This window comes from Paenibacillus sp. FSL H7-689, from assembly GCF_000517905.1.
In the GTDB taxonomy this organism is placed as follows: Bacteria; Bacillota; Bacilli; order Paenibacillales; family Paenibacillaceae; genus Paenibacillus; species Paenibacillus amylolyticus.
This window is the reverse complement of the sequence record NZ_ASPU01000028.1, coordinates 149,114-164,451: the sequence shown is the minus strand read 5'-3', so window position 1 is coordinate 164,451 and position 15,338 is coordinate 149,114. Positions and strand designations below refer to the sequence as shown.

General features: G+C 44.8%; 14 protein-coding genes and 1 riboswitch. All 14 genes read right to left on the bottom strand.

Going from position 1 to position 15,338, the window contains the following annotated elements; translation table 11 throughout:
• Positions 1–6: 6 nt before the first annotated feature.
• The 14 genes from C170_RS20370 to C170_RS20305 all read right to left on the bottom strand — a co-directional run bounded on the left by C170_RS20370 (position 7) and on the right by C170_RS20305 (position 15,338).
• The gene (locus C170_RS20370) at positions 7–669 is read right to left on the bottom strand and encodes a thiamine phosphate synthase (RefSeq protein ID WP_155985107.1); all 663 of its coding nucleotides are present in this window, start codon (positions 667–669) and stop codon (positions 7–9) included.
• Positions 670–895: 226 nt separating this feature from the next.
• Positions 896–1,005: riboswitch (TPP riboswitch) on the bottom strand.
• 75 nt (positions 1,006–1,080) lie between these two features.
• Positions 1,081–2,631: an ABC-F family ATP-binding cassette domain-containing protein gene (locus C170_RS20365; RefSeq protein ID WP_036613631.1), complete on the bottom strand. Its 1,551-nt coding sequence runs from the start codon at positions 2,629–2,631 to the stop codon at positions 1,081–1,083.
• Between the two features lie 138 nt (positions 2,632–2,769).
• Positions 2,770–3,753: a hypothetical protein gene (locus tag C170_RS20360; protein ID WP_036613630.1), complete on the bottom strand. Its 984-nt coding sequence runs from the start codon at positions 3,751–3,753 to the stop codon at positions 2,770–2,772.
• Positions 3,740–4,291 carry a hypothetical protein gene (locus tag C170_RS20355; protein WP_036613628.1) on the bottom strand — a complete coding sequence of 184 codons (552 nt, stop codon included), beginning with the start codon at positions 4,289–4,291 and terminating at the stop codon, positions 3,740–3,742. Before C170_RS20355 ends, C170_RS20360 begins: the two co-directional genes overlap by 14 nt.
• Positions 4,288–4,686, bottom strand: coding sequence for a hypothetical protein (locus C170_RS20350; protein WP_036613627.1), 399 nt, complete (start codon positions 4,684–4,686; stop codon positions 4,288–4,290). The genes C170_RS20355 and C170_RS20350 overlap by 4 nt, the downstream gene beginning before the upstream one ends.
• A gap of 16 nt (positions 4,687–4,702) precedes the next feature.
• Positions 4,703–5,188: a hypothetical protein gene (locus C170_RS20345; protein WP_017688056.1), complete on the bottom strand. Its 486-nt coding sequence runs from the start codon at positions 5,186–5,188 to the stop codon at positions 4,703–4,705.
• A gap of 62 nt (positions 5,189–5,250) precedes the next feature.
• Entirely contained in the window at positions 5,251–7,317 is a 2,067-nt protein-coding gene (locus C170_RS20340) for a hypothetical protein (RefSeq protein ID WP_036613626.1), read from the bottom strand.
• Positions 7,307–9,133: an ATPase, T2SS/T4P/T4SS family gene (locus C170_RS20335; RefSeq protein ID WP_036613624.1), complete on the bottom strand. Its 1,827-nt coding sequence runs from the start codon at positions 9,131–9,133 to the stop codon at positions 7,307–7,309. The genes C170_RS20340 and C170_RS20335 overlap by 11 nt, the downstream gene beginning before the upstream one ends.
• Before the next feature lie 7 nt (positions 9,134–9,140).
• Complete coding sequence (locus C170_RS20330) at positions 9,141–9,971, bottom strand: hypothetical protein (RefSeq protein WP_036613621.1); 831 nt, start codon at positions 9,969–9,971, stop codon at positions 9,141–9,143.
• Positions 9,968–10,681, bottom strand: a complete 714-nt coding sequence (locus C170_RS20325) for a hypothetical protein (RefSeq protein ID WP_017688052.1) — start codon at positions 10,679–10,681, stop codon at positions 9,968–9,970. The genes C170_RS20330 and C170_RS20325 overlap by 4 nt, the downstream gene beginning before the upstream one ends.
• Positions 10,682–10,756: 75 nt before the next feature.
• The gene (locus C170_RS20320) at positions 10,757–11,776 is read right to left on the bottom strand and encodes an SAF domain-containing protein (protein WP_036613619.1); all 1,020 of its coding nucleotides are present in this window, start codon (positions 11,774–11,776) and stop codon (positions 10,757–10,759) included.
• Between the two features lie 26 nt (positions 11,777–11,802).
• The gene (locus C170_RS20315) at positions 11,803–13,281 is read right to left on the bottom strand and encodes a serine/threonine protein kinase (RefSeq protein WP_036613616.1); all 1,479 of its coding nucleotides are present in this window, start codon (positions 13,279–13,281) and stop codon (positions 11,803–11,805) included.
• Positions 13,282–13,508: 227 nt separating this feature from the next.
• Positions 13,509–14,558 carry an SAM-dependent methyltransferase gene (locus C170_RS20310; protein WP_036613614.1) on the bottom strand — a complete coding sequence of 350 codons (1,050 nt, stop codon included), beginning with the start codon at positions 14,556–14,558 and terminating at the stop codon, positions 13,509–13,511.
• 6 nt (positions 14,559–14,564) lie between these two features.
• The gene (locus C170_RS20305) at positions 14,565–15,338 is read right to left on the bottom strand and encodes an ABC transporter ATP-binding protein (RefSeq protein ID WP_036613960.1); all 774 of its coding nucleotides are present in this window, start codon (positions 15,336–15,338) and stop codon (positions 14,565–14,567) included.

Sequence of the window (15,338 nt, the reverse complement as noted above, 5' to 3'; positions counted from 1 at the left end):
CTTGATTCAGCGGCTCAAACTTTCTGTAGCAACGATAGCCTGCCTTAATGATTCAGCGGCCCGATCCGGGGAATCGCTCGCCCATACATTTGAAATCACAGCGACTCCCTGTGAGCCTGCAGAGCGAATAGCGTGAATGTTTCCCGGTTCGATGCCCCCAATCGCCATGACAGGAATGGAAACACCAGAGCACACTTCAGCCAGAGCATATAATCCTCTTGGTTCAAGATCAGGCTTACTGTTGGTTGAGTAGACATGCCCGAAGAAAAGGTAATCGGCTCCCCGTTCTTCAGCGATTTTTGCCTCATCGATTGAATGAACAGATACACCCAGACGAATTCGCTGGACATTGCTTATAACAGCAGGGTTGTAGTTACGTATAGCCTCTTGCCCCCAATGCACACCGCCATAGATGTCATTCTGTGGTGGCAGTTCTGAACCATTGATAACGATGCGACAAGACGGAACGCCAACACCACGCAGACTTTCAGCCCAACCGATCTTTTGTTGCCACGAGAGTTGTTTCTCTCGTATATGGATGTAGTCCACCCATGGCCAAACGTCCTTTGCAGCTTTTACAAAAGATGCTTGATCCCCTGCACCCGTAGATACAACATGCAGTTCAAATGATCCGTGTACACGTTCATGATAAATTACCGTACTTTTCATCTCCTTCCATGCGTGAATGCTATGAAAACACAAAAAAGCCACTCCCGTAGGGGAGTGGCTGCGTATTAATTATAGGACCAGATGACTGACTGATACATACAGTTCATTTCGTGCAATAAAGCTATAGACCTTATAGCCATAACGTTATACACGCAACTGCATGTTTCAATTTACTAAGCAAGACGGTTGAATTCTTTCGAATTGCCGTTTGCTCACGTCATTCACTGAAACGCGCTCGCCACTTCCCTACGCTGGTATGATCCAGATCAGGTGCAAAGGGTCCGGAATCGCATTCTTCCATCTCAGCCACATCGTGCGGCCCCCCTAGTGTTCATATGAAGTTGTAGCCTATGTTACCATAGAAGGATTTTTTTGTCACTGTTCATTTCTGTTAAACGTTGCTTGAATTGTCTAGTTTTTCTCAGACCATTCTTCGACATTCCATGTTTTGGTGACCCAACCCTCGTAAAAATCAGGTTCATGAGATACCAGCAACACCGTTCCCTTAAATTCTTGCAAGGCACGTTGCAACTCCGCTTTGGCTGTTACATCCAGATGGTTCGTCGGCTCATCGAATAGAATCCAGTTGCTTTCACGCATCAAGAGTTTGCATAAACGAACCTTCGCTTGTTCTCCACCACTCAGCATGTTAAGCGGACGGGTAATGTGCTCATTTTTCAACCCGCAACGAGCGAGATGACCCCGGACTTCATTCTGGGTCAAATGTGAAAACTCATTCCAGACATCCTCAATCGGCGTGATATTCCCAGCACGAACTTCCTGCTCAAAATATGCCGTTTCGAGATAATCTCCCAAAAAGGTTTTTCCACTGAGTGGAGATATTTTGCCCAAGATGGTTTTCAGCAGCGTCGATTTACCCACACCATTACAACCTACGATGGCAATTTTCTCACCACGTTCAATTGTCATTGTCATCTTAGGCAGCAAAGGATACGTATATCCAATTTCAAAATCAATGCCCTCAAAGACCGTTTTGCTACTCGCACGGGCATCCTTGAATTTGAACGTTGGTTTGGCCGCTTCATCTGGACGATCAATACGTTCAATTCTGTCCAGCTGTTTCTCCCGGCTCTTCGCTCGACCTGAAGTTGAAGCACGTGCCTTGTTACGCTGAATGAAATCTTCCTGCTTCTTGATGTACTCTTGCTGCTTCTCGTACGCATCAATATGCTGGGCTTTATTCATATCAGCCATCTCAAGGAACTTGTTATAGTTCGCTGCATATCTCGTTAATTTGGCAAATTCCAAATGATAAATGACATTTACTACTTCATTCATGAATTCCGTGTCATGGGAGATTAAGAGGAACGCATGAGGGTAGTCCTTCAGGTAACGTGACAACCATTCAATGTGCTCTACATCCAGATAGTTGGTCGGCTCATCCAGCAAAAGGGCTGTAGGTTTCTCAAGCAGAAGCTTGGCAAGAAGCACCTTGGTACGTTGCCCACCACTTAGAGCTGCGACATCCCGATCAAGACCAATTGCGGACAAACCAAGACCATTGGCCATCTCTTCCACTTTTACGTCAATCAGATAAAAATCGCCCTGTTCCAGTTGTTCCTGAATATCGCCCATCTCTTCCAGCAACTGCTCCAGCTTATCTGGATCTGCATCTGCCATCTGGTCCGTTATATTCATCATTTCTTTTTCTAATTCAAGCAACGGAAGGAATGCATCTTTAAGAACGTCACGAATGGTTTTGCCTGGGGTAAGCTTCGTGTGCTGATCCAGATATCCATAACGGACCTTAGGTGTCCATTCCACTTTTCCACTATCTTTAAGCAATTTACCGGTAAGGATGTTCATTAATGTGGATTTACCCACACCATTGGCACCAACAAGTCCTACACGCTCTCCGGCAAGTAAACGAAACGATACATTTTTAAATAACGTGCGATCTCCAAAATTGTGACTTACGTTCTCTACTGACAATAAACTCATAAGATGAGGTTGCTCCTATCTATTAGACATTACTTTTATTATTGTTCCGAAACCCTATTCTAGCACAGGTCCCGTCTTTTCTGAAAGTAATGTAAACAGTTCAGGAACCTCTTACATAATTTTGTCATACAGGCTACCCTAACGATTAGAGCATTTATATTCGAAATAGCCTTGTGCAGCTGCTTGTCTTGCGTCTGTAAACACCTCTTCAGCACGGTAACCATTACCACAAGTGGAGGGATAATAGTACTTGATACCCGTTAAAGGATCTACCCCACCTACGATGGCCGTTTTCTTCACGAGTCTGCCTCCACCGATTGCGTAGTTGTTGATCTTCTGGTCACCCACACCTATACCTTGGATAAAGGCCATAATCCCTGTATCGTTAATGGAGTTGTACCAATCTTCCTGCGCAATCAGGGGCATCGTAAACGTATAGGAAATACCGTTCTTTCTGGCAAACTCATTATGGCGGTTAATCACATCAGCCAGATCATCCTGCACAGTAGTCACAATCCGGCTTTGTCTAACTTGTTCAAATACGCTGGTATTCTGAAGTAAAGGAATCTGTGTGGTTGAAGCCAGTTCTTTTTGAAATCCCTCAATCCATTTCCCTGCACTTGCGTCATAGGCATATACGTAGTCGTCCAGTGTAAAGTTAATACTGCTACCATTTGAATCTGAATATGTATAAGGTTTCTTGGGGCTCCACACTTGCCTTAAAGAATCTTCACGGTTACCTGTCAACTCTGTTTCTGTGGACAACATATAATAGCCGTCATAATCCAGAATAACTAAGGCAGGAATGTAATTAAACATGTTTCGAATAGCTGCGGGATCATCCTGAATCCCCATATTCAAAGCCATCGTCTGCGTAAATGTTAACAAGGCAAGCTCTTTGTCCGCTTTAACAAACTTGGTTGAATCATAACCTGCTTCATCATTTTGTTTCTCATTCTGATGCATCACTGCACCTGCATCCATGACTGCAGTTTGAAGTACAGATCTGTATCGTTGGCCAAGATATTGAGCCTCCTCGGCATCTTGGGTATGGAGTGAGATGATCCAGAAGAGCGGGAAAAAGATCAGCACAAATACAATGGATAGCTCAGTAATCTTCATTGAGGACCATACCTCCGTATGTTACAAATACTGCTGAAGCCTGAGCCGTACCACTCAACCATTCACGAATGAGCATGGAAGGTGTACGATTTGTATTTTGGAGTGTCACGGTGAAAAAATCCCCTGTCGTCAACGTATATCTTCGGCCAGGATCATCAACCGGTATCACACCTGAGGATGGGAATAGTCTTTCTCGAATCTGAGCCGAATAATATCCATCCTGCACAACCTCATAGGTCCCGTTAAAACTGTTATTGTCCATCGGGTCTATATAGTGAGGTACATATTTCTTATGTAAATGTTCCATCGACACCTCATACACATTGCCCGTCTGGGCCAGTTTCTCCTCAAACTCAGCCAACATTCGAGGTGAAATATACCCTTTTGTTCGGACAGCATCAACAAAACGTGTTACATTCTGAACAGCCGTCATACGTGCTATATCATCCTGCCGATCGGCTGTTTCAGCAGCTGGGTACACATAGAGCAAAAGGACTGCGAGCAATACGGCAAGCAGCTTGGATGCGGCATTAATCAATTCACACTCGCCTCCTTCCAAAAAACAATCTTGAGCAGTTCTCCAGTTTCATTTCGTATAAACTCTGGTCTGTAGGTGGCATCGAGCTGGACAGGAATCGTCGCTGTTTTGCTGACAAGTGGATCAATCACATACGAAGTTCCGTCTACCTCCACAGGAATGCCTGTGCCTGTCATCTGTCTCACGGTATGCAATACTTCTGCGCCCTTATACTGATCCGGTTTGGTGGTATGCAATGTTGTTGTCAGCCGACCTTCCATACCTGCTGTTGTCTGTACTCTGTTATTCAATGAAGTTGATAAAATCTTAACATTCTGTTGCCCGTACAGGCAGGCTGTCACAAACAGGACAACCGCCGTACAAAACAACATGAGATGCTGTGTATTCCGGGACATGTTAAACCAACTCCTGTCAGGATTGCTGGAAGATCAGCCCTCTTACCACGTTCGATCGGTCTTTCACGATAATCGCTTTGAATTTACCACTTGGATTGACATACTGATTGTCTTTTTCACTCATGGTTTGGTTAATAATACCCACCTTATCTTCAGGTCCAATAACAGAGCCATAATCCGCATTATTGAGATCCTGAGAAATATTCAACTGATTACCGTACCATTGACCAGCTACATTTTTACCCGTAATCACTTTAATACCAAACTGTTCCTTGTCCGCATATTTACGTAGTGCGTTGGTTACCTGAGATCCACTGATGGTTGTTCCGTCATACACCGTAAATGCGGCCTGAGACAACTCGGTTTGGATATCAGCAAAATTGTTCTGGGCCGTCTTGGTTGCCTCCTGAGCCGAAATAAACAACAGAACTACAATTGTGATCAAAGCGATTGTTAAGAATATCCCTGCTGCCACCTTTAAAGCGCTTGATGCATTGTTCATGATAAATCCTCCCAAGTTATAAGTTATTAGACTATTTCAGACTGTCACACAGATGAATTATGCTACAGTTTCTGAATTTGCTCATAATAAATACTCATCTGTAAGAAACTCATACCGACCAATGGAATAACCAGATACAAAAAGATAAGGGCGTACATAGGTGTAAATCCGATGGTTCTGCCCCATGATGCTTTGACATCTATCATTTTGCTGTATTCCTGCTTGCGTTGTTCAAAATAGAATGCCATCATGCTCTCAAGATCATCGAAGGCTTCACGTATTGAGATTTTTCCAAGGGCAAGCTGCAATTTATCAACCAGTCGCTGGAACTCGGGCAAGCCCGCCTCTTCCTTTAATTGTTCAAGTGCAAGCTCTGGTCCATGTTCAAAATGCAACAAACATTTTTGCAGCGGGCGCTTGAAAATGACGGCAAATCGATTAAGCCATTCCAATATCTCTTCAACTGACATACGGTCCATCTCACGCAAAATGGAAATCACTGTCTGGAATTGATAGATTTCATGTCGCATATCCAACCTTCGCATTTTCCGCTGAAATAACATGAGCCATACGGGCATGTAGTACCCCGCTGCACCCATGAGAATGGCTATAATCATTTCCCACCAGCGTACATATTGCTTGTTATACACCTCAAGTTTCTGCATAATGCGCGTGATGGTCTCATTCTGGGTATCATGGTCTAACTGAACTGGAGATAACTGCTGTAACGCTTTGGAGACTTCTTCGTATGTAGCTCCTCGGTTCATTTCTACACTTTCCAGCACGGATTGATCCAACGCTGTTTTTTCCTCAGCTTTCCTGAGATCCGTTTCAGCCATTGCACCAAACATTCGATCATCGCGGATTGGATCATACAAGATGTGGTTACGTTCAACCTGGTGCAACAGCAAGATGCAACCCATTGTAAGGACCAAACAACCTGCGAATAACAACACTCGTCGAATGGCAAGCCATTCGTATTTCAACTCTGAACTGCTCTCCCTCATGAGCCGTATCGTTTGACTGTACTGTGTACTGCCAGGTTTCGCCGCAAACAACATCGCCAATTTCCGTATGAAGATTTGCTTGTACAGAAACTGATCCAACCATGAATGCTTATGCCCTGACCGATAACGGGTCTCATCGTATTGCTGGAGTCTTTGCAGAAGCAAATAAGCAAGGATGATGATCACATAGATCGATATTTTGGTAACAAAACCGATTTTGCTGCGATAAAATTCATCCATCGTTGGGAAACTGACTCTAGCCCAACGTTCGATCGGAGCGGTGAACAATACCGGAACGAGCGCGATGATATTAAGTCCTTTGAGCAGGTAATCCAATTTATCACGCCGCAAAATCTCCAGATGAATCTCCTGAGTCAGGTTACCAAGTCCCTTGAGATAGATGGAGCCTTGTGCTCTGTCCTTATCCCCAAACTCCATAACCATATAGGAAACGCCGGCAAATCCTTTGAGAAAACGGTTAGGAGCCACTTCATAATAACGCTCAAGTGCTTCATTCGGATCTGGAGAAGTTAGAGCTTCGTAGATCAGTCTTACCTGTTCTGCTGCTTCTCCTGTACCTGCTTCAGCGGCTTCATAGAGCGCTTCCTCAACCATGCCATGCTGATGATAACGATGCCTTACATCTGCAAAGAGATCTAACATCTGCACCAGCAACCTTTTTTCCATACGACTGAGGCACATATCCAATACCAAGCTATTTAGCACCACAGCACAGAGCACGGACAGTATTACAAAAGCGATACCCGGCTGCAGAAGAAACAGAATGACACTTATGCCTCCATAACCTCCAAGAATAATTAGAACCATTGTCATCGTCAGCCTGCGAAGTGAGGGCTCATCCCCAACATGGCGGAATGAAATACGTTTCTGCACCTGTAGAATATAAGCTGATAGCAATGGCACTTTCATTCCAAGACGGTAGGACTGCAACAAGATTGATCCCAATCCTTTGAATCCCTTCCCGCCAGGAGTAAAAATCACGCCGGATTGACTTGTTGAACCACCTCCTCTGTGACGTAACATACTTAAAACCAGAAGTGTAATCAGCAAACCCCCTGCACAAATACTTAATACGAGGAGCAGAATCCATTTAATTGTCATGCTGATCACCCCAGTGTTGCTTCATAAACAGTTCAAATTTCTCGGCATCCTGTAATGTCATTTGTTCTCGCATATCCACCATGCATCCAGAGGAGATTGGAGCTGTTGCAACATACGCTCCATCTCTGTACTCCACAACATTATGAAATGTAAAACCTGCCCTCTCTTCCACGCTATCACCTTGATTCGCACGAGGAAGACATTCCGTAATTCGTTCGATATATCTTCGTCCCTCAGCATCTTTCTTCATATGAACATCGAAATTGATGACACTCACAACCTGCTCCTCAGCAATATGCTCATGCTGGAACATACCTGTCTTGAGCAAGGAATTACGGAGGGAGAAGACCAGATCACGAAACGTTTTGGCATGGTGGGTAAACAGGGTGAACAGACTGGCAACCTGAGACATTTGAATCATCCATGCGGCCACCTCATCACTCGCCACCTCACCGAGAATATTGACGGTACCATCCGTTTTTTTCTGCAAATCAAGTCCTTGTTGACCTGAAATGTGTTCGGTTTCTCGGAAACTCAAAATATTACGTCGGCTATAGATCCGTCTTAATTGAAGTTCAAACGCCATCTCCTGCACCCGAAGGGTGTACGATGCATAGATGTGTTTGACCATAGCCATAAGCAACGTTGTTTTACCAGAACCTTGGGCCCCGGTTACAGCTGTGATCCGGCTTCCTTTCATCAGGTATTGAAGCAATGTAATTGGCAGATCTGCGTTGTTACCCGTAATTAACTGTTCAAGTGAAGCATTCGGAATATCGAACTTCCGGACGAAGAACGCCCACGATTCTGCAAAAGGAGGTCTAACAACAACGACACGGGAGCCGTCTTTCATCTCGTTCACCTTGTAGCCACTTGCTTCCGACAACTGTCCGGGATAATTGTATTTGTATATATTCTGGCATACCCTTTTCAGTTCACGGATGCTTCCGAATGACAGAAAGGATAGATGAATGGACTTACCTTTATAGAAAATCCAGACACTTTCCATGCCGCTAAGCGGTTCTTCATGTGCATCATCCTCCAGTCCCTGATCCAGCAAATCATTCCATGATGCCGGTTTTCGAAGTCCCATATTATGAACAGCATCAAGCATACCGCTAACGCCACCACTAACGCCGTCAATACGTTGGTCCCTTATCTCATCAACAACCGAGAATCCTTTATAATGCTGGTAGATACGTTGCACGATAATATCCGTCTTTTCTCTGAATCCAAGCTCTCGATATTCGCACTCGAACACATACTGAATATCCTCCTCAGAGATATAATAACTTCCTCCATCGTCTGTACCTTCCTCCATTCTCAGTCTGCCAAGATCGTAGGTATCAATCATTCGGGAGAGTGCATCCACACCGAATTGCTGTCGGTAGAGATAAAACACAATCTCGAATCGGTCCTGGATCGTCAACAAATCTGGTTCTGCAAACAAAATAACTTCATCTACATTTGATTTGTTCAGCCCTATGCTTCGGGTCAGGAGATCCCCTATCAGATTTTTGACATACGTTTTGTCGCTGATACTGCCTGAGACACAGCCCTTCAGTGCTTTTCTCATTTCGGCACGCTGATTAATTCTTCGACGATATTCTTCTTCATGCAGACCCGCATCCGCGAGCTGACTATGACTAAGCTCATGAAGTGAGTTCTTCACCTTCTCAATCAACATGTCAATCGTGAATGATTCCTGTTCAGGAACACGAGCATTCTTTTCACGAAGAAACGTTCTATACTTGAACCAGATATAAGTCAGGCACAGAATCAAAATCAAACTTATCCATATGGTATTCCAGAGCATCGGAGGTTCAGGCTCCCCTTTCCAGCCTCTTCAGAACTGTGCGCATACCTGCACCGTCCATAATCAGGCGAGCGAGTTCGCTCATGCTTGCAGCAAAACTCCCTTTACGAATATCCTTATCCTCAGTCAAACTTTCCAACTGCAAGTATCTAGCGACATCTCGCCGATTCATTGCATCCAGGTATCCGGTTGTGTACGGTATGGCAGATATCGTGCCTTTGTATCTGAACTGGCGCCGAATATTGGAAAGCGTTGCACGGGAATGCAAATCGTATTTGTTAATGACAACATGTATATTCTTATTGTTCATTCGTTCTGGCAGGATCTCTTCAAAGAACAACTCCAGATTTCGCATATTTTGATCGAGATTAATTACAACATAGTCCGCCTGTTGCAGCTTGAGCTGTGAATCAACACCAGCATGATCCGCATCCAGAAGAACCAGATCATAATACTCGTTAGCTACATTTAGCAGCTTTTTCACTGTCTCACCATGTTCCTTCGGGGAACGTTCCATCTCATCAATTCTTCCGGTTAGGAAATCAAGTCTTTCCTTCAGAAGTGGCTTGGTATAATCCCTGAGATTATGCTTATTCAGACTGCCACTCGAATGCAGCCGTTCAATCGCATCCCAGCCGCCCTCTTCAAAGGAGAACATAAAATCTGCTGAATCCGTATCTTTGGATGGTAGAGCAGCTTCTGTGCCAGTTCCTGCAAGGCCTGCATTAACAAGTAACACTCTTGTCCTGTAGTGAAGTGCCATCGCATAAGCACTAATTAATGTGCTTGAAGTGCAACCTGTTCCTGCAAAAGGGCTCCAAAAGGTAATGGTGCTCATGCTCTCATCCTCTCTGCTTCTTTCATCGCACGGCGACTACGAACACTTTCCCAACCTGTTAACTGCTCGACCACGCGACACAACGATTTTTTGTAATTTCGTGACAGAGGTCCAAGATGAACTCGGCGATGATGCTCATTCTCAAGCTTAACCGCAGCTGTTAACTCATCCCACGGAAGCACTAAGGATTCTCCTGTCCACACAAATGGACTGCCTTCCAGATACGCCCATAGATAACGAGCTTCAAGCTTGCAGTCAACCCCGTTAATTAAGAGCCGCTGAAATGACAGCTCACCAGGTAATGACTGTTCTTCAAGCAACCGCTTCAACCAGCCCTTGCCACGTTCCAGATTGTAACGCTCATAATCACTCACCCAGACTCTTACATCAGCGGTTAGCCAGAGATTACGTGAAGCAAAATGTGAGGTCTCCATGTCATATAACACATAGTCATAACTATCCAATCGCTCGCCATTTACTTCAAGATGATTCTCTACTGCTGCTGAAGTAACAAAATGACAAGCGATATCAAATCCTTCAAATTCCGTAATTCGCAAAGACTGCTGACTGTCACCTACACCGTACCCATACTTCTGCTGTAAGGTTCCATCTACGAGCAAAACCTTGTTGCCTGTCGAAGCCAGTATCTTGCAAAGATATAACATCAGATCATTCTTCTCACATAAACCCGCAAAGATCCATGTATGCATAGATGTTACAACTCCTTTCTTTTTCTTAAACTCCCTGTTATCTGAATTATTCTAAATTAAACCTCGGATTTCGCTCTATTCTCCACCCGTTAGCAAGCTCTGTTGTTCTGTTTGTGAAGCATCAGCAGGATCATTTACGCTTCCAGAATTAGCTCCTGCTCCGTTTCCTGAACCATCATTCCACATCACTCCATCCGACGTTGCCGGATTATTGGCTGATGGACGACTGTTATATGTAACTGAGGATTGTGCCACATCCTGTTCAACCCCTTTTGACGGTGCTGTCATGGAGGCGGCCAGTGAACTTTCAAGCATACTTCGCACCTGTCTGGATAATTCCTGTTCAGCTCGTCGAACAATATTCGGATCACTCTCCAGCAGTTTTAACACTTCTGAATTGGCAGGATACGTCGCGATTGCAGGTGTCTGAAACTGTGGTTCTACATAGGTTAAGGCATAGATTGAAGCTTTATGTAAATAGGCATCTACAATTGCACTTGAGAGTGACAGAATCTCTTCCTCCGTCATCGTAATCCATAAGGTAGCTGCATTGAGTCGTTCCACTTTTTTCTTCGATAAGAGAACATAGTCTTGTCCGGTAGGGAATTGGATACGAACATCAATAATATCTCCCTTAACAAGTGAGGACGGCAGTAATACAACTTGCAGCTCTCGATTTCTTAAATCAGGCGGAGCCGGTACATCCTCATACACCATCTCGGTGGTAATGGCTGTTCCTTTTTTCAACTCTATTTTGGCCACTTGGCCTTCCATCTGCTTGGTACTGGACCAGAGGTTTCGCGGTGCTTGTGCATCCGGAACAGCAATGAGCTTCAGATCCTCCGGTAATATCGGTTCACCTGCTTCAATATCCCGAATCGTAACCCATCCTTGTGCTCCCGAATCCCATTGTTGCTTTAATTCAGCTTCCTTTTCCTCATATGCCGATAAATAACGGGCTTCTACAGCTGACCTGACATCCCCCATCGTTTTGACATTGTAAATAACATATCCTCCGAACACCAACCCTACAGCTCCTGCTCCGATAAGTCCGGCATAGATCAGTTGACGGCTTTGTTTTCTTAATTTAGACAAAAGAGGCTCTCCTTTCGTAATCTCTTCTAATCATGTACTTTCCTTCGTGAAAAGAACGAACGTTTCTTGGGTTGTCGTACCATCATATGCATTAAAATATGTGAAAACACTTTATCCATCTGTGCGTCCTTGTCAAAAGGGTCAATATGTAATGGCAGCCCATACACACTCGATGTATCCAGAGCTTTACGAATGCGCTGAACTGCTTCACTTGCTGCCAGGGGCAGACAATATATCCATTTCTCTCGTGGATACCGATGATGTGATCGAACAAAAGCACCAATCTCCGCCTGTCTCCATTCGGCACCTGAGCCTATAACAATCGGCAGATCTGCACGAAGGAATTCTTCCAGCCGGTTCTGGTCCTGACCACTACCGAGATCCATCACGATGAACTGATAACTCCCCCCAAGCAAAGACAAAATATCCGCTCGCCCGGATTGTTTCCAATAATGCACACCATCAACTGCAAACTGTCTGCCTGCTGGTACCGGTTTACCCGCTTGAGCAATTTGTTGAATCCTTGCAAAGGATTGAGAGCGAGGTGACATTTCAATCACAGCCACTTTGAAGTTTTGCCTTTCGAGATAATGACTGATAGCTATAGCCGTGTGGGTAACCCCTACACCAGATGAAGCACCAGTCAGGGCAATAACTCTTGTTCCCCCATTCAAGGTCATGGTTGCATCTCCACCAGGCGTTATTCCACCGGGTATTCGGAGCAGTTCCTTCCGCACCTCATCGGCAGATTGGAATCGCTCTTCGGCATTATACCTTAACAGTCTTCTCGCCACAGGGATGTATGTCCGCGGAACATCACTCCGGATAGAGCTTTCCACACCCTGAATCCATTCCGTATACGCACCACTTGTCATAAGATACAGGAGCAATGCTCCGAGTCCATAAAGATCTGAACGCGCATCGGTCTGACCCGCGCCATACTGTTCTGGAGCGGCAAAACCAGCGGTTCCCAACTTAACGGTATCTTCAGCACTTTGCGGTTTGTAACTTCTGGCGATGCCAAAATCAATTAATCTTACTTCATGTTCCGGCGTGATCATGATGTTTGATGGTTTCAGATCCCTATAGATCACAGGTGGATTCAGATTATGCAAATAACTCAACACATCGAGCAATTGAAGTACAAGCTCCGTCAACTGCTCCATCGGGATCTTCCCACGACACTGCTTGAAATACTCACTGAGCGTTAACCCGTCGATGTATTCCATCACCAAGTACGTGTACCCATCTTCATCCGGGACAAAAAAATCAACAATTTGCGGCAATCTTGGATGGCGAAGTGATGTCAGAAGAGCGGCTTCCGTCTCCATACTGCCTTCATATGGCATAATCGTTACACTTTCTTTAATTGCCCATATCTTGCCCGGCAACTTCAGATCCTCCGCCTCGTATACATGGCTCATTCCGCCTGTTCCCAGAATGGATACGATACGATATCTACCTCCCAGCAGGCTTCCGCGTTCCAGCCTGGCCGGATGTCTCATACCAATTCCTCCTTCAATACACAACAAAAAAGGGAAAGCTTCACCGAAGAAGAACAGACCGGATATCCGGTTTCGTTCACTTCGGGATGCTTTCCCTCAGGTTTGTTATGGTTAATATTGGTATCATTATAGTACAGGCAGGAATAGATTGTAAAGCACAAAATTTAATGAGCTTAATCGAATCAATTTCATAATGCCTTTAGCTACTTTAATCAAAGCTAGATCTCTTAATATTTGACCATATAAAGTGTAATTTCTTCTCGGTTATGGAACAACTGCTTGGAACGTTGAATCTGCATCCGCGAACGCTCAAACGTATCAATAACATCTTTAATGAGCGCTAGCGGTTTTTTATGCAATAACTTCACGGTAACAATCGCTGTTCCTCCGGGTTGCAGGCTATATAGAAGATCCGATACAAGTCGGCTCATCAGCTTCGGACTCCAACTCATATCACATACGAGCAGGTCGAATTCTCCTTCGCGGAAGCGCACATCCCCTGCATTCTTTTTCAAGAAAGTCAGTTTTGGTGATGCCAGCAGCGTTGCATCCATCTTCGCCGGATCTACCGCCGTTACTTCAAGCCCACGTTCAAGCAGGAACGAAGTCCATCCACCTGGTGCAGCGCCGATATCAAGTGCTTTATGAAATGAAGTAAAGTCAATGCCAAACGTTTGCTCGGCTTCAAGCAATTTGAATTTGGCCCGCGAGATCTGCCCATCTTCTTTTTGAAAACGTACGGCTCCCCCGCTCCAGTCTGACAAGTTCTGTTCAGGTCTGGATATGCCAGCATACAGCATATCATTCGTTGCAAATACAGAAATGACATATTCAGCATCACGTACAACCCATTCACAGCCTAGCTCATCCAGCTTTTCAGTTAGCAGTTGCTTCAATGAGGCTGCATTTTCTTGCCAAAAGGCCCCTTCTGTCTTCCGTACCTGTAGCACGACAGAGGCACCGTTCAATTCCTTATGATTCAACACAAATGCAATCAATTTCTCAATAGACTGCTCCGAATCTTCAGTATTCTCCTGAAACTGAACAGGTTGAATATGACGTAAAAACGTTGGATACTCTGCCCACAGCTTATCTGCAACTTTTTCCTCGGCTACAGGCAGACCCGCAAGCAATATTTCTCCTGGTACGAGTACCGTGCTCTTCACCGCACCAAACGTACGGCGCAACTCTTCCTGAGCATAAGGGGCAAAGCCATGATTGGCTGTGCAGATAAAACGGGAGAAGTTGCCTTCTTCCCAAGACGATTGTGTACTCAAATTGTGTTACCCTCCAGAACGTACGCGTATCCACGGACGACCATTATCCCACTGGATATCGACCGGAATATCGTACGTATGCTTAATTGTATCTTGTGTCAAAACTTCATGTTTGGGGCCAGCTGCCGCAATACGTCCATCGCGGATCAAGGCCACATGTGTAAATAAAGGGACGATCTCTTCAACATGATGTGTTACATACACAACTGAAATGTTACGCTGGCGCAGACGATCAATTTCAGCCAGCATTTTCTCACGTTCATATAAATCTAGGCCGGCACAAGGCTCGTCCATAATCAGCAATTTTGGCTCGGCCATTAATGAACGAGCAAGCATGACTTTTTTGCGCTCCCCTTGGGATAATGTTCCAAGCGGGTTGTTAGCCAGGTTGGCAAAACCCATGTCATCCAGCAAACTCATTGCCTTTGCTTTTACTTCATCCGGAATTGTCTGATAAAAACGCAAAAAAGCATAAGCTCCTGTAGCGACGACCTCCCATACCGGATCTCTTGGCGTGAGTTTCTCAATCAACGTTTGGCTGATATAACCGATTTCCTTACGTACTTCCCTGACGTCACATTGTCCATACAAATTACCGAGTACTTCAATACGTCCCTGGCTTGGAAACATATATCCGTTCATCATTTCCAACAACGTTGTTTTGCCAGAACCATTCCGACCCAAAATAACCCAATGTTCGCCTTGTTCAATGCGCAAATGTACGTCATCCAAGATTTGATTCTCTTCTCGTCTAAGTGAGACATGTTCCATCGAGATTAT